Source organism: Sphingomonas sp. R-74633 (assembly GCF_013416555.1).
Taxonomy (GTDB): Bacteria; Pseudomonadota; Alphaproteobacteria; order Sphingomonadales; family Sphingomonadaceae; genus Sphingomonas.
In genome coordinates this window covers 871,957-890,765 of sequence record NZ_JACCFG010000001.1, presented here as the reverse complement: position 1 = coordinate 890,765, position 18,809 = coordinate 871,957, and the positions used below count along the sequence as shown (strand labels likewise).

The following is an 18,809-nucleotide window of genomic DNA, read 5'->3' as shown; positions in this document are numbered from 1 at the left end:
GTCAGAACAGCGCCTTCGCGGCCGCGCCGGTCCAGACTTCGAGATAGCCGAGCAGCGGCCAGCCCAGCGGCGAGATCACCACGGCTGCGATCACCAGCAACGCGCCCTCGACGGGATCGGTGCGGCCGCCAAAGGCCGGCGCCGGCTCGTCGAAATACATCACCTTGATCACGCGCAGATAATAATAGGCGCCGATCGTCGAGGCGGCTGCAGCCACCGCGGCGAAGACGTACAGACCCGCATGAACGGCAGCCAAGAACACCTGCAACTTCGAGAAGAAGCCGAGCAGCGGCGGGATACCGGCAAGGCTGAACATGAAGATCGCCAGTGCCACTGCGAGACCGGGGCGCGTGCGCGACATGCCGGCGAGGCTCGAGATCGTCTCGACCGGGCGGCCGTCCGTATCGCGCATCTGGAGCACGACGAGGAAGCTGCCCAGCGTCATCACGACGTAGATCGCCATGTAATAGAGCACGCTCGACACGCCCGCCTCACCACCGGCGGCGAGGCCGACCAGCGCGAAGCCGACATTGGCGATCGACGAGTAAGCAAGCAGTCGCTTGATGTTCTCCTGGCGGATCGCCGCGACCGAGCCGAAGATGATCGAGAGCAGCGAGGCGCAGATCACGATCTGGCGCCAGTCGGCGATCGCCGGGCCCATTGCCTCGATCGCGACGCGGGTGGCGAGCGCGATCGCGGCGACCTTGGGGGCCGAGGCGAAGAAGGCCGTCACCGGGGTCGGCGCGCCTTCGTACACGTCGGGCGTCCACATGTGGAACGGCACGGCCGACATCTTGAAGGCCAGGCCCGAGAAGACGAACACCAGGCCGAACAGCAACCCGATCTTCTGGTCGCCCGAGGCATAGGCGTCGGCGATGCCCGAGAAGAGCGTCGTGCCCGAGAAACCGTACACCAGGCTGATGCCGTAGAGCAGGATACCCGAGGCCAGCGCGCCGAGGACGAAATACTTCAGACCCGCTTCGGCCGAACGCGCGTCCCGGCGCATGAAGCTGGCGAGGATGTATGCCGAGAGGCTCTGCAGCTCGAGGCCGACATAGAGGCTCATCAGGTCGCCCGCCGAGACCATCATGCCCATGCCGGCTGCGGAGAGCAGGATCAGCACGGGATATTCCGGGCGCAGATCGTCGCCCGCGGTCTCGGAGAAGAAGCGCGGCGCGATCAGGATTGAGACACCGGCGGCCAGAAAGATCAGCGCCTTCGAGAAGGCGGCGAACATATCCGGACGGTAGAGGCCGCCATAGGCCTCACCCCCGGCCGAAGCCGGGCCGGCCAGCGCGATGCCGGCGCCGATCAGCACCGCGATCGCGGTCCAGCTGACCAGCTTGGTCGACTGCGGGCCGCCCCATGCGGCGACGAGCATCAGGACGATGGCGCCGAGCGCGAGGACGACCTCGGGCAGCGACATCATCAATTGGAGCGAATAGTTCATCAGTGCGCCTCCCCGTGCGCAACAGGGGCAGCGGCGTGTTCGCCATGTTCAGCGGCAGGCGCAGCCTTGCCGGCGGTCGGCAGCGAGTCACCGGCGGGCGCAGCACGCTCGAGGCGGGCGGCCAGCTTCTCCACGTCGCCGCGCATCGGCTTCATGAAGCTCTCCGGATAGATGCCCATCCACAGGGTAACCGCGGCCAGCGCGCCGAGCATGAGGAACTCGCGCACGTCGAGGTCCGGCATCGCCTTCACATCGTCCTTGGTCAGGTCGCCAAAGGCGACGCGACGGTAGAGGTACAGCATGTACGCCGCACCCAGGATGATGCCGGTGGTGCCAAGCAGCGCGTAGAGCGTCGAGACCTGGTACAGGCCGGCGAGGCTCAGGAACTCGCCGATGAAGTTGCTGGTGCCCGGCAGCCCGACAGAGGCCATGGTGAACAGCAGGAACAGCACGGCATAGCGCGGCATGTTGATCGCGAGGCCGCCGTAACGGTCGATCTCGCGGGTGTGCAGGCGGTCATAGATCACGCCGACGCACAGGAAGAGCGCGCCCGAGACCACGCCGTGGCCGAGCATCACCATCATCGCGCCCTCGATGCCTTGCGCGTTGAACGCAAACAGGCCGAAGGTCACGATCGCCATGTGCGCGACCGACGAATAGGCGATGAGCTTCTTCATGTCGCTCTGCACCAGCGCGACGAGCGAGGTGTAGACCACCGCGACGGCCGAGAGCGCGAAGACGAGCCACAGGAACTGGGCCGAGGCCTCCGGGAACATCGGCAGCGAGAAGCGCAGGAAGCCGTAGCCGCCGAGCTTCAGCAGCACGCCCGCCAGGATGACCGAACCGGCGGTCGGCGCCTGCACGTGCGCGTCGGGAAGCCAGGTGTGGACCGGCCACATCGGCATCTTGACTGCGAACGAAGCGAAGAAGGCCAGCCATAGCCATGTCTGCACGTGCGCGGGGAAGTCGTGCGCCATCAGCGCCGGGATCGACGTCGTGCCCGTGGTCAGGATCATGTAGATGATCGCGATCAGCATCAGCAGCGAGCCGAGCAGCGTGTACAGGAAGAACTTGTACGACGCGTAGATGCGGTTGGCGCCGCCCCAGATGCCGATGATCAGGAACATCGGGATCAGGCCGCCTTCGAAGAAGACGTAGAACAGCATCAGGTCCTGCGCCGCGAAGGTGCCGATCATCAGCACTTCGGTGGCGAGGAACGCCGCCATATATTCGGGCACGCGCTTGGTGATCGAGAGCCAGCTCGCCCCGATGCAGATCGGCATCAGGAAGACCGACAGCACGATCAGCAGCAGCGCGAAGCCGTCGATGCCGAGCGCCCAGGCGAACTCGGCCTGGCCGATGCCGAACAGGCGGACATGCTCGACGAACTGCCACTGGGCAGCGCCGTCCCCGGTCTGGAAGCCCGACCAGAGCAGCATGCCCAGAGCGAGGTCCACGAAGGTGGCGGCCAGCGCGAGCCAGCGCGCCGACTTGTCGTCGAGGAAGAGACAGGCGACCGCGGCAAGCGCCGGGACCGCCAGCATGACGGTGAGGATCGGGAAGCCGCTCATCGCGCGATCACCCAGGTCAGCGCGGCAGTGAGGCCGATCAGCATGATGAAGGCATAGGCGTAGACATATCCGGATTGCAGCCGGGCAGTGACACCACCGCCGAGCTGGACGACCTTCGCGACACCATTGGGGCCGAACCGGTCGATCGTGGCTTCGTCACCCTTCTTCCAGAACAGGCGGCCGATCGCGAAAGCGGGGCGCACGAACAGGAAGTTGTAGAGCTCGTCGAAATACCATTTGTTGAGCGAGAAGAGGTACAGCGGGCGGAACGCCTCGGCGAACTTCGCCGGGAAGTCCGGCGACACGATGTACGCGCCATACGCAATGGCCAGGCCGCTCAGCATCGCGATCGTCGCGCTGAGCTTCACCCACACCGGCACGAGATGCATGTTGTGCATCAGATGCTCGTTGAAGGCGACGGCGCCGTGCCAGTAGCTCTCGCCTGCGGTCGGCTCGATGAAGAAGCCGTGGAAGACGAAGCCTGCGGCGACCGCACCGACCGAAAGGATCAGCAGCGGGATCAGCATCACGATCGGGCTCTCATGCGGGTGGTAGCCCGCCGTGCCCTCATGGCCATGATCGTGCAGGATCTCGTCCGCGGTCGGCGTGTGGCCGGCATCCTCTGCGGCGGGGGCATCGTCATGGGCGTGCGCGTGATGATCGACATGGCCGTGGCCATGCGCGTCATGAACGGCGTGCTGGATATGCTCCGAGCCTGCCCAGCGCGGCTTGCCGTGGAAGGTCAGGAACACCACGCGCCAGCTGTAGAAGCTGGTGAGCAGCGCGACGAACACGCCAACCCAGAACGCGCTGGTCTGGCCCGCGGCATAGCTCGCCTCGATGATCGCGTCCTTCGAGTGGAAGCCGGCAAAGCCGAAGGCGGTGTTGCCGAAGATGCCGGGGATGCCGACGCCGGTGATCGCGAGCGTGCCCGCCATCATCGTCCAGTAGGTCACCGGGATCTTCTTCCACAGCCCGCCATAGTAGCGCATGTCCTGCTCGTGGTGCATCGCATGGATCACCGAGCCCGCGCCCAGGAACAGCAGCGCCTTGAAGAAGGCGTGCGTGAACAGGTGGAACATCGCCGCGCCGTACGCGCCGACGCCGGCGGCGAAGAACATGTAGCCGAGCTGCGAACAGGTCGAATAGGCGATCACGCGCTTAATGTCGGTCTGCGTCGTGCCGACCGTCGCGGCGAAGAAGCAGGTCGCGGCGCCGACAAAGGTCACCACGCCGAGTGCCACCTGGCTCTGCTCGAACATCGGCGACATGCGGCAGACCATGAACACGCCTGCGGTCACCATGGTCGCGGCGTGGATCAGCGCCGACACCGGGGTCGGGCCTTCCATCGCGTCCGGAAGCCAGGTGTGCAGGCCGAGCTGCGCCGACTTGCCCATCGCACCGACGAACAGCAGCAGGCACAGGATCGTCATCGTATCCCAGCGTGCCCCGAGGAAACCGATCGTCGAACCATGCATGTTCGGCGCGGCGGCGAGGATCGTCGGGATGTCGATCGTGCCGAACACCAGATAGGTGCCGAAAATGCCGAGCATGAAGCCAAGGTCGCCGACGCGGTTGACCACGAAAGCCTTGATCGCGGCGGCGTTTGCGCTCGGCTTCCGGAACCAGAAGCCGATCAGCAGGTAGGACGCGAGGCCCACGCCTTCCCAGCCGAAGAACATCTGCACCAGGTTGTTGGCCGTGACGAGCATCAGCATCGCGAAGGTGAAGAGCGACAGATAGGCGAAGAAGCGCGGCTGATCCGGCTCCTCGCTCATATAGCCCCAGCTATAGAGGTGGACGAGGAAGGAGACGCTGGTCACCACCACGAGCATCACCGCGGTCAGGCTGTCGACGCGCAGCGCCCAGTCGACCTGCATCGAGCCGCTCAGCATCCAGGTGAACACCGGCGACACCGTCGGCTCGGCATGGCCACCCAGATAGCTGATGAAGATCGGCCAGCTCAGCGCGCAGGCGACGAACAGCGAACCCGTGGTGATCAGCTTCGGGAAGAAGCTGCCGAAGGACTTGTTGGAAAGCCCGGCTACCACCGCTGCGAGCAGCGGCAGGCCTACGATGAAATGGATCGCCGACATCAGCCCTTCATCCGATTGACGTCTTCGACCGAGATCGTGCCGCGGCCGCGGAAGTAGATAACGAGAATGGCGAGGCCGATCGCGGCCTCACCGGCAGCGACGGTGAGCACGAACATCGCGAACACCTGGCCAACCAGGTCGTTCAGTGCGTTCGCGAACGCCACGAGGTTCAGGTTCACGCCCAGCAGGATCAGCTCGATCGCCATCAGGATGACGATCAGGTTCTTGCGGTTCATGAAGATGCCGAGCACGCCGAGCGTGAACAGGATCGCCGAAACGACGAGATAGTGCGTAAGGGTGATCACAGCTCGACCCCCTGCCCCACGGGATGGTTCACGTTGCGGGTGGCGTCCTTGGCGCGGCGTTGGACCTGACGGTTGATGTTCTGCGGCTTCACGTCGCCGCGCGGACGCAGCGTCAGCACGATCGCACCGATCATCGCGACGAGCAGCACCAGACCGGCGCCTTCGAACACGAACAGATAGCGCGAATAGAGCAACTGACCGATCGCTTCGATGTTGGGCACCTTTGCGTCGACCGGCGCGATGCGGCGGGCGAGCTGGAGCGTGCCGGCGCTATAGGCGCCCGCGGCGATCAGGATCTCGGCGATCAGCGCAATGGCGAGCGCGACGCCGACCGCCGCATAGCGCATCACGCCGGCGCGCAGCTCCGCGAAGTCGATGTTGAGCATCATCACCACGAAGAGGAACAGCACGGCGACGGCGCCGACATAGACGATGACGAGCAGCATCGCGATGAACTCGGCATTAGCGAGCACCATCAGCCCGGCGGCGTTGAAGAACGCCAGGATGAGCCACAGGACGGAATGCACCGGATTGCGCGAAAGGATCGTCATGAGGCCCGAGGCACACACGACAAACGCAAACAGGTAAAAGGCGAGGATCTGGATCACGGAATCGGACAGCCCCTGTAAGTTGGCGTGCGCTTAACGGTACGGTGCATCGGCGGCAAGGTTCGCGGCGATCGCGCGCTCCCAGCGGTCACCGTTCTCGAGCAGCTTCTCCTTCTGGTAGATCAGCTCCTCACGGGTCTCGGTCGCGAACTCGAAGTTCGGCCCTTCGACGATCGCATCGACCGGGCAGGCTTCCTGGCACAGGCCGCAATAGATGCACTTGGTCATGTCGATGTCGTAGCGCGTGGTGCGGCGGCTGCCGTCCTCGCGCGGTTCGGCCTCGATCGTGATCGCCAGCGCCGGGCACACCGCCTCGCACAGCTTGCACGCGATGCAACGCTCTTCGCCATTGGGATAGCGGCGCAGCGCGTGCTCACCGCGGAAGCGCGGCGAGATCGGGTTCTTCTCGTACGGATAGTTGATCGTCGCCTTGGGCTTGAAGAAATACTTCAAGGTCAGCGCGTGCGCCTTGATGAACTCCCAGAGAGTCCAGGTGCGGATGAAATGGGCGACGTTCATACGAGACCTTCCACGCGGTGGAGCATCAGCCAGCCCGACACCAGGAAAACGAAAAGCAGCGACAGCGGCAGGAAGATCTTCCAGCCCAGGCGCATCAGCTGGTCATAACGGTACCGCGGCACCGTGGCCTTCACCCAGCTGAAGCAGAAGAAGAAGAAGCACATCTTGAGCAGCAGCCAGACGATGCCCGGGATCAGATAGAGCACCGGGATATCCAGCGGCGGCAGATAGCCACCCCAGAACAGGGTCGCGTTCAGTGCGCACATCAGGATGACGTTGGCATATTCGCCGAGCCAGTAGAGCGCGAAGGCCATCGACGAATATTCGGTCTGATAGCCCGCGACGAGCTCGCTCTCTGCCTCGGTGAGGTCGAACGGCGCGCGCTGCGTCTCGGCGAGCGACGAGATGAAGAACACCACCGCCATCGGGAAGAGCAGCGGGTTGGCGTAGAACCCGTTGATGATGCCGAAGACATGGCCCTTCTGCGCGTTGACGATCTCGCCCAGGTTGAAGCTGCCGGCCCAGAGCACGACCGAGATCAGCACGAAGCCGATCGAGACTTCGTAGCTCACCATCTGCGCGGCTGCGCGGATCGCCGAATAGAACGGGTATTTCGAGTTCGAGGCCCAGCCCGCCAGGATGATGCCGTAGACGCCGAGCGACGAGGCGGCGAGCACGTAGAGCAGGCCGACATTGATGTTCGACAGCACGACATTCATGCCGCCCAGCGTGCCGAACGGCACCACCGCCCACACGATCAGCGCCACCGTGAAGGTGATGATCGGCGCGAGCAGGAACAGCACCTTGTTGGCGCTCGACGGAATGATCGTTTCCTGAAGGAAGACCTTCAGGCCGTCCGCGAACGACTGGAGCAGGCCGAGCGGGCCGACCACGTTCGGGCCGCGGCGCAGTGCCATTGCCGCCCAGATCTTGCGGTCGACATAGATGATCATCGCCACCGCGAGCATCAGCGGCAGCGCGATCAGCAGGATGCCGATGATGGTTGCGATGAACCACGCGCCCTCGAAGGGCAGGCCCATCCATTGGAAAAGCGCGGTCATTCTGCGGCCTCTGCGAAGTCTTCGCCGTGGATCAGTTCGGCCGAGCAGCGCTGCATGGTGGGCGACGCACGGCAGATGGCGTTGGTGAGGTAGAAGTCGGCGATCGGATAGCCGAGCGCACCGCTGGCCGAAGCCGACAGCGACGGCGGCGAGAACGCGTATCCGGCCAGGCCTTCACGACCCAGCGCGGGCACTTCGTTCGCCATCTCGGCGCGCAGCTGCTCGAAATTGTCGAACGGCAGCGTGTGGCCGAGGCGATCCGAAAGCGCGCGCAGGATCGTCCAGTCCTCGCGGGCGTCGCCGGGAGCGAACACCGCGCGGTCGGCGCGCTGCACGCGGCCTTCGAGGTTCACGTACGTGCCCGGCTTCTCGGCATAGGTCGCGCCCGGCAGGATCACGTCCGCATGGTGCGCGCCATTGTCGCCGTGATGGCCGACATAGACCTTGAAGCTGGTCTTGAACGCCTCGAAATCGACTTCGTCGGCGCCGAGGAAGAAGGTCAGCTTGGGCGCAGCGGCAACGATGTCCGCGATGCCGCCCTTCTGGGCATAGCCGAGCATCAGCCCGCCCATGCGCGCCGCGGCGGTGTGGACGACATTGAAGCCGTTCCAGCCGTCCCGCTGGAAGGCCGAGGCCATGGCGAGCGTGGCGCCCTGCCCTTCCTTGAGTGCGCCCGGGCCGACAATCAGCACCGGCTTCTTCGCGGCGTCGAGCGCCTCGGCGGCACGGTCGGGCAGCTTGCCGAGGATCGACAGGTCGTTGCCCAGCCACTCGACCTTGTAGGTCAGGTCGGTCTCGGGCCCGATCGCGAAGACCTTGGCGCCCTTCTTGATCGCCTTGCGCACGCGCGTGTTGATCAGCGGCGCTTCGAAACGCAGGTTCGAGCCAACCAGCAGGATCGCGTCGGCGTCCTCGACCCCGGCGATCGTGGTGTTGAACGCCACCGAGCCGAGGTTCGTCACGTCATAGGCCAGACCGGTCTGGCGGCCTTCGAGCAGGTCCGAGCCCAGCGCCTTCACCAGCGCCTTGGCCGCGAACATCGTCTCGCAATCGACCAGGTCGCCGGCGATCGCCGCGACGCTCGAGCCGGCCTTCTTGGCAGCGGCCGCAATCGCGTCGAACGCTTCGTCCCAGCTCGCTTCGACCAGCTTGCCGCCCTTGCGGACATAGGGCTTATCGAGACGGCGACGGACCAGCGCGTCGACATGGTAGCGGGTCTTGTCGTGCGCCCACTCTTCGTTGACGTCTTCGTTGATCCGCGGAAGCACCCGCATCACCTGGCGGCCGCGGCTGTCGAGGCGGATGTTGGTGCCGACCGCGTCCATCACGTCGATCGACAGGTTCTTCTTGAGCTCCCAGCTGCGGTACTCGAACGCCACCGGCTTGTGGGTCAGCGCGCCTACCGGGCAAAGGTCGACGGCGTTGCCCGAAAGCTCGCTCTTGAACGCCTTTTCCAGATAGGTCGTGATCTGCATGTTCTCGCCGCGATAGATCGCGCCGATATCCTCCACGCCGGCCACTTCCTCGCCGAAGCGGACGCAGCGGGTGCACTGGATGCAGCGGGTCATGATCGTCTTGATGATCGGACCCATGTACTTCTCGGTCACCGCGCGCTTGTTCTCGGTGTAGCGCGAGTGGCCGCGGCCGTAGGCGACCGATTGGTCCTGCAGGTCGCACTCACCGCCCTGATCGCAGATCGGGCAGTCGAGCGGGTGGTTGATCAGCAGGAACTCCATCACGCCTTCGCGCGCGGCCTTCACCATTGCGGAGTCCGTGCGGATCTCCTGGTTGTCGGCGGCGGGCAGCGCGCACGAAGCCTGGGGCTTGGGCGGCCCGGGCTTCACCTCGACCAAGCACATGCGGCAATTGCCGGCGATCGAAAGGCGCTCGTGATAGCAGAAGCGCGGAATTTCCTTGCCCGCGGCTTCGCAGGCCTGGAGCACGGTGGCGCCCGCGGGCACCTCCACTTCAATTCCGTCGACGGTTAGCTTGGGCATCTCAGCTATTTCCCTCGGACGCGGACAAGCCGCCGCGCGCCCTGAACAATCCTTCCGCGATCAGCCCATGGAGCGTGACGCGATCGAAATTCACCTTGCGGCCATTCGCGCAGGCCTGGAGCGCAGGCATGATCGCGCTGGCCGCCGCGACTTCCTCGTCCGAATGCCACTTGGTCCGCACCAGCGCATCAGCGGCATCCGGGTCGCGCTCCGCGGCACACTGGGCGATCGAATAGGCCTGATGGACCGGCTGCTTCATCCAGTCGAGCTGGGCAGCGCCGGCAGCCGGGCCGGTGACCTTGAAGCTCTTCAGATAGAGCGCCTCGGCAAGTGCACCACGCAGGGAGATCCCCGGCGAGTTGATCTTCTTGCCGCGCGGAACGCACATGCGCGCATTGTCGAACAGCGCCATGAACGCCTTGCCTTCCGCGTCACTGCCCGGCTCGAAGCGGATCACGTCGATCGCCTTGGGCCGCTCGCTGCGCACGAAACAGCCCATCAGCTCCGCGACCAGCTTCTCGGCGTCGCGGTTCTTCTTCATCTGCGGCTCGCCATCCTGCGGCTGCGCATGGGCAGGCACAGTCAGGGAGAGCGCGCCGGCAGCGGCGAGGAAACCCAGCGCGGCCTTCATTCCGCAGCCTCCTGCATGCCGGCGCCGGCCTGGCGCTCGTTGATCCGGCGCTCCAGCTCGGGGCGGAAGTGGCGGATCAGGCCCTGGATCGGCCACGCCGCGGCATCGCCGAGCGCGCAGATCGTGTGGCCTTCCACCTGCTTGGTGACCTGCTGCAGCGTGTCGATCTCGCTGATGTCGGCATCGCCGGTGCGCAGCCGCTCCATCACGCGCCACATCCAGCCGGTGCCTTCGCGGCACGGCGTGCACTGGCCGCAGCTCTCATGCTTGTAGAAGTAGGAGAGACGCGAAATCGCACGGACGACGTCGGTTGACTTGTCCATCACGATCACGGCTGCGGTGCCGAGGCCCGAGCCGAGCGCGCGCAGGCCGTCGAAATCCATCGGGCAGTCCATGATCTGCGCCGCCGGAACCAGCGGCACCGAGGAGCCGCCCGGGATCACTGCGAGCAAATTGTCCCACCCGCCGCGAATGCCGCCGCAATGCTTCTCGATCAGTTCGCGGAACGGGATCGACATGGCCTCTTCGACCACGCACGGCTTGTTCACATGACCCGAGATCTGGAAGAGCTTGGTGCCGCGGTTGTTCTCGGCGCCGAAGCTGGAAAACCATTCCGGGCCGCGCCGCAGGATCGTCGGGACGACCGCGATCGACTCGACGTTATTCACCGTGGTCGGGCAGCCATAGAGGCCCGCGCCCGCCGGGAACGGCGGCTTCAGGCGAGGCTGCCCCTTCTTGCCCTCGAGGCTCTCGAGCATCGCGGTCTCTTCGCCGCAGATATACGCACCGGCGCCGCGGTGAACGAACACGTCGAAATCATAGCCCGACTTGCAGGCGTTCTTGCCGAGCAGGCCGGCGTCATACGCCTCCTGCACCGCCGCGCGCAGCGTCTCGGTCTCGCGGATATATTCGCCGCGCACGTAGATATACGCCGCACGCGCACGCATCGCGAAGCCGGCGATCAGCGCGCCTTCGATCAGCTTGTGCGGATCGTGGCGGATGATCTCGCGGTCCTTGCACGAGCCCGGCTCGGACTCGTCGGCGTTGATCACCAGGAAGTTCGGCCGATCCGGGCGCGGTTCCTTGGGCATGAAGCTCCACTTCATGCCGGTCGGGAAGCCGGCGCCGCCGCGGCCGCGCAGGCCCGACGCCTTGATCCGGTCGATGACGGCGTCCTGTCCGATCGCCATCAGGTCCTTGGTGTTGTCCCAATCACCGCGCTGCTGGGCAGCCGCCAGATTCCACGGCTGGAAGCCGTAGACGTTGGTGAAGATGCGGTCCTTATCCGCGAGCATTATCGGCCCTTCCCCACCATGTTCTGAATAAGAATATACCCGAGCACGCAAATGCCGAGCACGATCGCGATGCCGATCAGCTTGAACGCGACCTTGAGCACCCAGCCGAGCACGACGATGCCGCCGATGATCGCGAGGATGACGAAGACGAGGTTCTTGGTCTCAGCTTTCATCACCATTCCCCCCGGTAATCGTGATTTTCGGTTTCCATCGCGGCCAGGTTGGTCGGCTCGCCGAGCGGCTCCACCGTGTGGCGGCCGGGCTCCTGCGTGCCGGGCTTGGGGCTCTCGCCCTTGGCCAGCGCGTCGAGGATCGCCAGCGTGCGATCGAAGTCGAGATCCTCGAAATTGTCGTCGTTGATCTGGACCATCGGCGCCGAGGAGCAATTGCCCATGCACTCGACCTCGGTGAGCGTGAACAGCCCGTCCTCGGTGGTGTGGCCCTTCTTCATGCCGCGCGACTTGCAGGCGGCAAACACGTCGTCCGAGCCGCGCAGCATGCACGGCGTCGTGCCGCAGACCTGCACGTGATAGCGGCCGACCGGCACCAGATTGAACATGGTGTAGAAGGTCGCGACCTCGAAGATGCGGATGTACGGCACACCGATCTCGCGGGCGACGAACTCGATCACAGGAATCGGCAGCCAGCCCTGCGTATTGGTCTCCGCACCGACCTGGCGCTGGGCGAGGTCGAGATACGGGAGGCTGCACGAAAGCTGCCGGCCCGCGGGATAGCGGCCCATGATTTCCTGCGCCTTGACGGCGTTTTCCGGCGTCCAGGCAAAATTGCCCCAGCGCGCGCGGACTTCCGCTTCATCGGGGAGTTGAGGTGCGTCAGCCATTTAACGAATGAACTCCACGCGATCGACCTTGTCGTCGGCGAAAGAATAGATGGACATAACCTCGAAGGGCTCGCTCTCGGGCGACCGGGCGACCTTCTCGTGGAGAACCACGGTGTCGCCAAGCGCATAGCTGGTCAGGATGTCGGCACGGTTCTCCGGGAATTCGGCGAACATCGCCTTCAGCCCCGAGCGTACGCCTTCCTTGCCCTCGCGCAGCACTGCGCCACGATAGCCCGCTTCGCAGGCGCCGTCGGTCATCAGTTCCACATACGCGTCGGCATCCTGCGCGTTGTAGTGCGCGATCATCTGATGCGTGAGGGCGATGCGGTCTGCGCTCACCGGTCGCACTCCCCGAACACGATGTCGAGCGCACCCAGGATGGCGGTGATGTCGGCGAGCATATGGCCCTTCGACATGAAGTCCATCGCCTGGAGGTGGCTGAACGCGGTCGGGCGGATCTTGCAGCGGTACGGCTTGTTGCTGCCGTCCGAGACCAGATAGACGCCGAACTCGCCCTTCGGGCTCTCGGTCGCGACATACACGTCGCCCGCGGGCACGTGATAGCCTTCGGTGAAGAGCTTGAAGTGGTGGATCAGCGCTTCCATCGACTGCTTCATCTCGCCGCGGCGCGGCGGCGCGACCTTGCGGTCGAGCGTGAGAACCGGCCCCTCCGGCATTTCCTGAAGGCACTGCTTCATGATGCGCGCGGACTGATAGACTTCCTCGACGCGAACCATGAACCGGTCATAGCAGTCGCCGCGGGTGCCGACGGGGATGTCGAACTCCATACGGTCGTACACGTCATAGGGCTGCGAGCGGCGGATGTCCCAGGGGATGCCCGCGCCGCGGATCATCGGGCCCGAAAAGCCCCAGCGCACGGCATCGTCACGGTTCACCACGGCGATGTCGACGTTGCGCTGCTTGAAGATGCGGTTCTCGGCGACCAGGCTGATCGCATCGCCGAACAGGCGCGGCAGGCGCGTGTCGAGCCACTCCGCAATGTCGGTCAGCAGCTTGAGCGGCACGTCCTGGCGGACGCCGCCGACGCGGTAATAATTCGAGTGCATGCGCGCGCCCGAAGCACGCTCGAAGAAGTTCAGGCAGTCTTCGCGCAGCTCGAACATCCACAGGTTCGGCGTCATCGCGCCAACGTCCATCACGTGCGAACCGAGGTTGAGCATGTGATTGCAGATGCGGGTCAGCTCGGCGAAGAACACACGCAGATACTGGCCGCGGATCGGAACCTCGAGGTCGAGCAGCTTCTCGACCGCCAGCACGAAGCTGTATTCCATGCCCAGCGGCGAGCAGTAATCCAGCCGATCGAAATACGGCAGCGCCTGGGTGTAGGTCTTGTACTCGATCAGCTTCTCGGTGCCGCGGTGGAGCAGGCCGATATGCGGATCGACGCGTTCGATGATCTCGCCATCGAGCTCGGTGACCAGGCGCAGCACGCCGTGCGCCGCGGGGTGCTGCGGGCCGAAGTTGATCGTGTAGTTGGCGATCTCGGTGTCGCCCTTTTCCGGCTTGCCGGAATCGGTGACGCCTTCGATCTCATCGAGATAATCAGCCATTACGCTTCACCCTCCGGCGCCTTCTTGACGCGCGGCTTGCGGGGTTTCTTGACCAGGTCCGGGTTCGCCGGCGCAGGGCCGTCGTCGGGACCTGCCTTGCCGGCGCCGGTCTCGGCGGTGCTGCCGCTGGTCTTGGGCTTGGTCACCTTCGCCTTGGTCGGCTTGGAGGCCGGCGCGGGCTTGGCGATCTCGTCCGCAGTTAGCGGCGTCGGCGCGCCCTTGGCCTGGGGCTGCGGCGCAACTGCTGGAGCCGGAGCAGCCGCGGGCTTCGCAGCCGGTGCGGGCGGAGGGGCCGGCGGTGTCGGCGCGACGTACTTCTCGTCGCCGGGCAGGATGTACTCGGCACCCTCCCACGGGCTCATAAAGTCGAAGTTGCGGAAGTCCTGCGCCAGCGTCACCGGCTCATAGACCACGCGCTTCGCCTCTTCCGAGTAGCGCAGCTCAACGAACCCGGTCAGCGGGAAGTCCTTGCGCTGCGGATGGCCGACGAAACCATAGTCGGTCAGGATGCGGCGCAGGTCGGTGTTGCCCGAGAAGAGCACGCCGTACATGTCGTACACTTCGCGCTCGAGCCAGCCCGCGACCGGCCAGATGCCGGTGACGCTGGGGACAGGCTTTTCCTCGTCGGTGCCCACCTTCACCTTGATGCGGTGGTTCCGCGTCAGGCTGAGCAGGCAATAGACGACCTCGAACCGCTCCTCGCGGTCGAGATAGTCGACACCGGCAATCTCCATCAGCTGCTGATATTCGAGGCCCGGCGTGTCGCGGAGCGCGGTCATGCCCTCCACCACGCGGGCGCGGTCGAGCACCAGATTCACTTCGCCGACGCTGTCTTCGGAGAAGATCAGGATGTCACCGAGCGCGGCCTTGGCCGTGTCGATCACGCCTTCGTTCGAGGCGTAGCGCGGGGCAGCGGTCTTCACGACGCTCACCGTTCGATCGTCCCGACGCGGCGGATCTTACGCTGGAGCTGCATGATCCCGTAGAGCAGCGCCTCGGCGGTCGGCGGGCAGCCCGGGACATAGATGTCCACCGGCACGATCCGGTCGCAACCGCGTACGACGCTGTAGCTATAGTGGTAATAGCCGCCGCCATTGGCGCAGCTGCCCATCGAGATGACGTATTTGGGCTCCGACATCTGGTCATAGACCTTGCGGAGCGCGGGGGCCATCTTGTTGCACAGCGTGCCGGCGACGATCATCACGTCCGACTGACGCGGCGATGCGCGCGGCGCGGCGCCGAAGCGCTCCATGTCGTAGCGCGGCATGTTGACGTGGATCATCTCGACCGCGCAGCAGGCCAGGCCGAAGGTCATCCACCACAGCGAGCCGGTGCGGGCCCATTGGAACAGCTCCTCGGTCGACGTGACCAGGAAGCCCTTGTCACCGATCTCGGCATTGATGTCGTTGAGGAAGCCGACGTCCGGCAGCGTGCCGGGAGGCGGCGCGCCGATCAGGCCGCTGCCCGGCAGGGGCGACGACGACGGGCTGAGTTCTACTCCCATTCGAGCGCTCCCTTCTTCCAGGCGTAAACAAGGCCAAGCAGCAGCTCGCCGATAAAGACCATCATCGAGATCCACGCGGTCCAGCTGGCCGCGACGGTGCCCATTTTGAACACCGAGACCGCCCAGGGATACAGGAACGCCGCTTCGAGATCGAAGACGATGAACAGGATCGCGACGAGGTAGAACCGCACGTCGAACTGGCTGCGCGAATCCTCGAATGCGGGGAAGCCGCACTCATATTCGCTGAGCTTCGCCTCGGTGGGCTGATGGGAGCCCGTAAGCCGGCTGACCAGCATGGGCAGAAAGACGAACGCGCTGGAAAGCGCGAGGGCGACCCCGAGGAACAACAGGATCGGCAGATATTGTGACAGATCGACCAAGCGACTTCTCTTCTCGCGGATGCGGAATCTGAGGGTGGCTTTAGGACGGTGACAAGCCTGCGACAAGGGCGGAAACCCTTGAGAATCACTCGCAATTAGCAAGTGCCCGGGAACGGTTTTTCTTGTGCTTTCCTACACCCGGCCGCCGTGACAATCTGCGGGCAAGAGCTGGAGAAGCCGGTCAGGTCGCTCACGGCATGCGGCGCCCGCAGTTCTTGGCGCCGTAAAGTGTTGGCAGCGGAGGAAAAGATGACGCGCCGCTATTGCGACTTGGTGATGAAGGGCGGAATCACGAGCGGGCTGGTATATCCCACCGCCGCTATTGCGCTGTCCCGCGAATATACTTTCAAGAACGTCGGTGGCACCTCGGCAGGCGCGATCGCCGCTGCAGCCTGCGCCGCCGCGGCACTCGGCCAGCGACGCAAGGAGCTCCAGCCGAGGAAGTTCGCCGGCGGCGACGCGATGGGATTCGCCGGGCTCGAGGCGGTGGCGAAGGACCTCTCCGGCAAGGGTTTCATCTACGGCCTGTTCCAACCCAGCGCCGGCGTGCGCTCGGTCTATCGGCTGCTGGTGGTGGCCGCGGCGAAGAAAGGCCTGGCTGCGGCGATCGTCGCAGCGCTCGTGGCGATGGCCTGGGGCGCAGGGCTGGTTTTCCTGCTGGTCCTGCTGGCGCTGCTCGGGCTCGGCTATGCACTGGGCGGCCTCGCGGGGCTTGCCGCGGCGGCCCTGCCCTCCTTGCTGTGCGCACTCCTCGCAGGCGGTGGGTGGAGCATCCGTCAGGCGGCATCGACGATTCGCGCCAACCAGATGGGCATCTGCACCGGTATGCGGCCGCAGGGGAGCCGCGACCGGGGCACGCCGGCGCTCACCGAGTGGCTGCACGGCGTCATCCAGTCGCTCTCGGGCCAGCCCGCGAACGACCCGCTGCGCTTCGAGCATCTGTGGAAGGCCGAGCGCTACCCCGGGGAGCCCGCCACGCACGAGACACTCACCCTGCGCGTCATCACCACCAGCGTCTCGCACCACGAGCCGCGCAGCCTGCCGCTCGAGAAGGGCGGCGGCCAGTTCTGGTTCCGGCGCGAGGAGTTCGACCGGCTGTTCCCGGCGAGCGTGGTCGATTGGATGGTCGCGCAGGGTGAGCCGCGCACCGTGGCGGGCAAGACCTATCATCCGCTTCCCAATGGCGGCGACCTGCCGGTGATCGTCGCGGCACGGATGAGCCTCAGCTTCCCGCTGCTGATCAGCGCGATCCCGCTCTACGAGCCCGATTTCGCCGCCACCGTCGAAGCCAAGGTCGGCGCCGATACCACCGCCCAGCCCGCGCGCCGGCTCGACGCGACCGACGCGCTTACCTCGGGCGGTGCCCGCCCCGGCGACGCGCAGCCCGACCGGCCCTTCCGCATCTGCTGGTTCTCGGACGGCGGGATCAGCAGCAACTTCCCGATCCACCTGTTCGATGCGCCGCTGCCGCGCTGGCCGACCTTCGCGATCGACCTGATCTATGCCGGCACCGACGATGCCCGGCCGCGCGAAGTGTCGTTGCATCCCGATAATGTCTCGGGCTGGTCGCGCCGCTACCAGTCGATCGAGCGGCCCGGCGCGATCGCGGAAGTCGCTGCCTTCCTGTTCGGGATCATCGGCACGATGCAGAACTGGCGCGACCTGCTGTTGTCGCGGGCGCCGGGCTATCGCGGTCGCGTCGTCACCGTGCCGCTCGCCGCCAACGAAGGCGGGATGAACCTCGATATGCCCGAAGAGGTGCTGCGTTCGATCGCGGCGAAGGGCACGATCGCGGGCGAGATCGTCGTCGATCAGTTCGACTTCAACTGCCATTGGTGGACGCGCTGGCGCAATGTCGCGGCGAGCACCGAGCGCTTCGTCATCGCCTTTGCCGACGGCGCGGCCGAGCCGCTCAACGATTCCTACAAGGCGGCCTATTCGACTGCGGTCACCGGTAAACCGGCTGCGCCCTGCTACAAGCCGAGCGCGGCGCAGAGTGCCGAGGCCCAGAAGCGATTTCTCACGCTATCCGGACTGGGCGCCGCCTGGGGCTCGCCCGCCCCATCGATGCAGAAGGGCGCGCCGCGTCCCCTGCCCTATATGACGATCTCGCCGGTCTATTAACGCAGCGAGTTGGCGACGAGCTTGTGCAGCTTGGAGTGGAGCACGTCGTTCGCGGCGAGATACTGGTTGCGCTCGCGCGACATGTCCTGCCCGCGATAATCGGTGATGAAGCCGCCGGCTTCCTTCACCAGCAGCATGCCGGCAGCGACATCCCAGGGCTTGAGGTCGCTCTCCCAGAAGCCGTCGAAACGGCCCGCGGCGACCCAGGCGAGGTCGAGCGCGGCCGAGCCAAGGCGGCGGATGCCGGCGACTTCGGGCGCGACGGCACCGAAGATGCGGCTCCACTCGGCGAAATTGCCATGGCCCATGAACGGGATGCCCGTGGCGATCAGCGCTTCGTCGAGGTTGCGGCGCGCCGAGACGCGCAGGCGCTGGCCCTGCAGCCAGGCACCGCGGCCCTTCTCGGCCCAGAAGCTCTCATCGGTGAGCGGCTGGTAGACATAGCCGTGCGTAATCTCGGGCTTGCCCTGCGCACCGCGCGGATCCTCGATCGCGATCGAGATGCAGAAATGCGGAATGCCGTGGAGGAAGTTGCTGGTGCCGTCGAGCGGATCGATGATCCAGCGCGGCTTGTCCGGATCGCCGGCGATCTCGCCGCGCTCCTCGACCAGGAAGCCCCAATCCGGGCGCGCCTTCTGGAGCTCCTCGATCAGCGTGTCCTCGGACTGCTTGTCGGCAATGCTGACAAAGTCCGCCGGCCCCTTGCGGCTGACCTGGAGCTGCGAGACTTCGTTGAAGTCGCGACGCAGGCGCGGGCCGGCCTTGCGGCAGGCGCGCTCCATGACGGTGATGAGGCCGGAATGGCTGACCAATTTAACTTCCCTACAACAACGGTTCTAACGGCCTGAGCCGGCGG

At 65.4% G+C, this 18,809-nt stretch carries 19 protein-coding genes; 1 reads left to right on the top strand and 18 read right to left on the bottom strand.

From position 1 onward, the window contains the following. Position 1 precedes the first annotated feature (1 nt). The 17 genes from nuoN to ndhC are packed head-to-tail and all read right to left on the bottom strand — an operon-like array spanning position 2 to position 15,829. The gene (gene nuoN, locus HZY97_RS04185) at positions 2 to 1,450 is read right to left on the bottom strand and encodes an NADH-quinone oxidoreductase subunit NuoN (RefSeq protein ID WP_180140843.1); all 1,449 of its coding nucleotides are present in this window, start codon (positions 1,448 to 1,450) and stop codon (positions 2 to 4) included. After that, a complete protein-coding gene (locus HZY97_RS04180) occupies positions 1,450 to 3,021 on the bottom strand; it encodes an NADH-quinone oxidoreductase subunit M (RefSeq protein ID WP_180140841.1) in 1,572 nt (523 codons plus the stop codon). Before HZY97_RS04180 ends, nuoN begins: the two co-directional genes overlap by 1 nt. Next, positions 3,018 to 5,117, bottom strand: coding sequence for an NADH-quinone oxidoreductase subunit L (nuoL, locus tag HZY97_RS04175; RefSeq protein WP_180140840.1), 2,100 nt, complete (start codon positions 5,115 to 5,117; stop codon positions 3,018 to 3,020). The genes HZY97_RS04180 and nuoL overlap by 4 nt, the downstream gene beginning before the upstream one ends. Further along, positions 5,117 to 5,422 carry an NADH-quinone oxidoreductase subunit NuoK gene (gene nuoK / locus HZY97_RS04170; protein ID WP_180140838.1) on the bottom strand — a complete coding sequence of 102 codons (306 nt, stop codon included), beginning with the start codon at positions 5,420 to 5,422 and terminating at the stop codon, positions 5,117 to 5,119. The genes nuoL and nuoK overlap by 1 nt, the downstream gene beginning before the upstream one ends. Further along, on the bottom strand, positions 5,419 to 6,030 hold the full coding sequence (locus tag HZY97_RS04165; RefSeq protein ID WP_180140836.1) for an NADH-quinone oxidoreductase subunit J: 612 nt from the start codon (positions 6,028 to 6,030) through the stop codon (positions 5,419 to 5,421). Before HZY97_RS04165 ends, nuoK begins: the two co-directional genes overlap by 4 nt. Before the next feature lie 33 nt (positions 6,031 to 6,063). Next, positions 6,064 to 6,549 carry an NADH-quinone oxidoreductase subunit NuoI gene (gene nuoI / locus HZY97_RS04160; protein WP_180140834.1) on the bottom strand — a complete coding sequence of 162 codons (486 nt, stop codon included), beginning with the start codon at positions 6,547 to 6,549 and terminating at the stop codon, positions 6,064 to 6,066. Further along, the gene (nuoH, locus tag HZY97_RS04155; RefSeq protein WP_180140832.1) at positions 6,546 to 7,610 is read right to left on the bottom strand and encodes an NADH-quinone oxidoreductase subunit NuoH; all 1,065 of its coding nucleotides are present in this window, start codon (positions 7,608 to 7,610) and stop codon (positions 6,546 to 6,548) included. The genes nuoI and nuoH overlap by 4 nt, the downstream gene beginning before the upstream one ends. Further along, entirely contained in the window at positions 7,607 to 9,607 is a 2,001-nt protein-coding gene (gene nuoG, locus HZY97_RS04150) for an NADH-quinone oxidoreductase subunit NuoG (RefSeq protein WP_180140830.1), read from the bottom strand. The genes nuoH and nuoG overlap by 4 nt, the downstream gene beginning before the upstream one ends. A 1-nt stretch (position 9,608) precedes the next feature. After that, positions 9,609 to 10,238, bottom strand: a complete 630-nt coding sequence (locus HZY97_RS04145; RefSeq protein WP_180140828.1) for a hypothetical protein — start codon at positions 10,236 to 10,238, stop codon at positions 9,609 to 9,611. Then, a complete protein-coding gene (gene nuoF, locus HZY97_RS04140) occupies positions 10,235 to 11,533 on the bottom strand; it encodes an NADH-quinone oxidoreductase subunit NuoF (RefSeq protein WP_180140826.1) in 1,299 nt (432 codons plus the stop codon). The genes HZY97_RS04145 and nuoF overlap by 4 nt, the downstream gene beginning before the upstream one ends. Next, complete coding sequence (locus tag HZY97_RS04135) at positions 11,533 to 11,706, bottom strand: hypothetical protein (RefSeq protein WP_180140825.1); 174 nt, start codon at positions 11,704 to 11,706, stop codon at positions 11,533 to 11,535. Before HZY97_RS04135 ends, nuoF begins: the two co-directional genes overlap by 1 nt. After that, on the bottom strand, positions 11,706 to 12,374 hold the full coding sequence (locus tag HZY97_RS04130) for an NAD(P)H-dependent oxidoreductase subunit E (RefSeq protein WP_180140823.1): 669 nt from the start codon (positions 12,372 to 12,374) through the stop codon (positions 11,706 to 11,708). Before HZY97_RS04130 ends, HZY97_RS04135 begins: the two co-directional genes overlap by 1 nt. Then, a complete protein-coding gene (locus HZY97_RS04125) occupies positions 12,375 to 12,713 on the bottom strand; it encodes a nuclear transport factor 2 family protein (protein ID WP_180140821.1) in 339 nt (112 codons plus the stop codon). Beyond that, positions 12,710 to 13,945 carry an NADH-quinone oxidoreductase subunit D gene (locus HZY97_RS04120; RefSeq protein ID WP_180140819.1) on the bottom strand — a complete coding sequence of 412 codons (1,236 nt, stop codon included), beginning with the start codon at positions 13,943 to 13,945 and terminating at the stop codon, positions 12,710 to 12,712. Before HZY97_RS04120 ends, HZY97_RS04125 begins: the two co-directional genes overlap by 4 nt. Then, on the bottom strand, positions 13,945 to 14,868 hold the full coding sequence (locus tag HZY97_RS04115) for an NADH-quinone oxidoreductase subunit C (protein ID WP_180140817.1): 924 nt from the start codon (positions 14,866 to 14,868) through the stop codon (positions 13,945 to 13,947). The genes HZY97_RS04120 and HZY97_RS04115 overlap by 1 nt, the downstream gene beginning before the upstream one ends. A gap of 5 nt (positions 14,869 to 14,873) precedes the next feature. After that, positions 14,874 to 15,449: an NADH-quinone oxidoreductase subunit B family protein gene (locus HZY97_RS04110; protein WP_180140815.1), complete on the bottom strand. Its 576-nt coding sequence runs from the start codon at positions 15,447 to 15,449 to the stop codon at positions 14,874 to 14,876. Further along, entirely contained in the window at positions 15,440 to 15,829 is a 390-nt protein-coding gene (ndhC, locus tag HZY97_RS04105) for an NADH-quinone oxidoreductase subunit A (protein ID WP_180140812.1), read from the bottom strand. Before ndhC ends, HZY97_RS04110 begins: the two co-directional genes overlap by 10 nt. Positions 15,830 to 16,078: 249 nt before the next feature. Between ndhC and HZY97_RS04100 the strand changes: the two genes are divergently transcribed. Continuing rightward, positions 16,079 to 17,953: a patatin-like phospholipase family protein gene (locus HZY97_RS04100; RefSeq protein WP_180140810.1), complete on the top strand. Its 1,875-nt coding sequence runs from the start codon at positions 16,079 to 16,081 to the stop codon at positions 17,951 to 17,953. Here HZY97_RS04100 and HZY97_RS04095 read toward each other — a convergent pair. Further along, on the bottom strand, positions 17,950 to 18,765 hold the full coding sequence (locus HZY97_RS04095) for an inositol monophosphatase family protein (RefSeq protein WP_180140808.1): 816 nt from the start codon (positions 18,763 to 18,765) through the stop codon (positions 17,950 to 17,952). The genes HZY97_RS04100 and HZY97_RS04095 overlap by 4 nt on opposite strands. Positions 18,766 to 18,809: the final 44 nt, after the last annotated feature.

Excerpts from the sequence above, each read along its gene's own strand:
- HZY97_RS04180 (WP_180140841.1), bottom strand. The coding sequence starts at position 3,021 with ATGAGCGGCTTCCCGATCCTCACCGTCATGCTGGCGGTCCCGGCGCTT.
- nuoH (WP_180140832.1), bottom strand. The coding sequence starts at position 7,610 with ATGACCGCGCTTTTCCAATGGATGGGCCTGCCCTTCGAGGGCGCGTGG.
- HZY97_RS04135 (WP_180140825.1), bottom strand. The coding sequence starts at position 11,706 with ATGAAAGCTGAGACCAAGAACCTCGTCTTCGTCATCCTCGCGATCATC.
- HZY97_RS04110 (WP_180140815.1), bottom strand. The coding sequence starts at position 15,449 with ATGGGAGTAGAACTCAGCCCGTCGTCGTCGCCCCTGCCGGGCAGCGGC.
- nuoL (WP_180140840.1), bottom strand. The coding sequence starts at position 5,117 with ATGTCGGCGATCCATTTCATCGTAGGCCTGCCGCTGCTCGCAGCGGTG.
- nuoG (WP_180140830.1), bottom strand. The coding sequence starts at position 9,607 with ATGCCCAAGCTAACCGTCGACGGAATTGAAGTGGAGGTGCCCGCGGGC.
- HZY97_RS04145 (WP_180140828.1), bottom strand. The coding sequence starts at position 10,238 with ATGAAGGCCGCGCTGGGTTTCCTCGCCGCTGCCGGCGCGCTCTCCCTG.
- HZY97_RS04100 (WP_180140810.1), top strand. The coding sequence starts at position 16,079 with ATGACGCGCCGCTATTGCGACTTGGTGATGAAGGGCGGAATCACGAGC.
- nuoN (WP_180140843.1), bottom strand. The coding sequence starts at position 1,450 with ATGAACTATTCGCTCCAATTGATGATGTCGCTGCCCGAGGTCGTCCTC.
- nuoI (WP_180140834.1), bottom strand. The coding sequence starts at position 6,549 with ATGAACGTCGCCCATTTCATCCGCACCTGGACTCTCTGGGAGTTCATC.
- HZY97_RS04120 (WP_180140819.1), bottom strand. The coding sequence starts at position 13,945 with ATGGCTGATTATCTCGATGAGATCGAAGGCGTCACCGATTCCGGCAAG.
- nuoF (WP_180140826.1), bottom strand. The coding sequence starts at position 11,533 with ATGCTCGCGGATAAGGACCGCATCTTCACCAACGTCTACGGCTTCCAG.
- HZY97_RS04130 (WP_180140823.1), bottom strand. The coding sequence starts at position 12,374 with ATGGCTGACGCACCTCAACTCCCCGATGAAGCGGAAGTCCGCGCGCGC.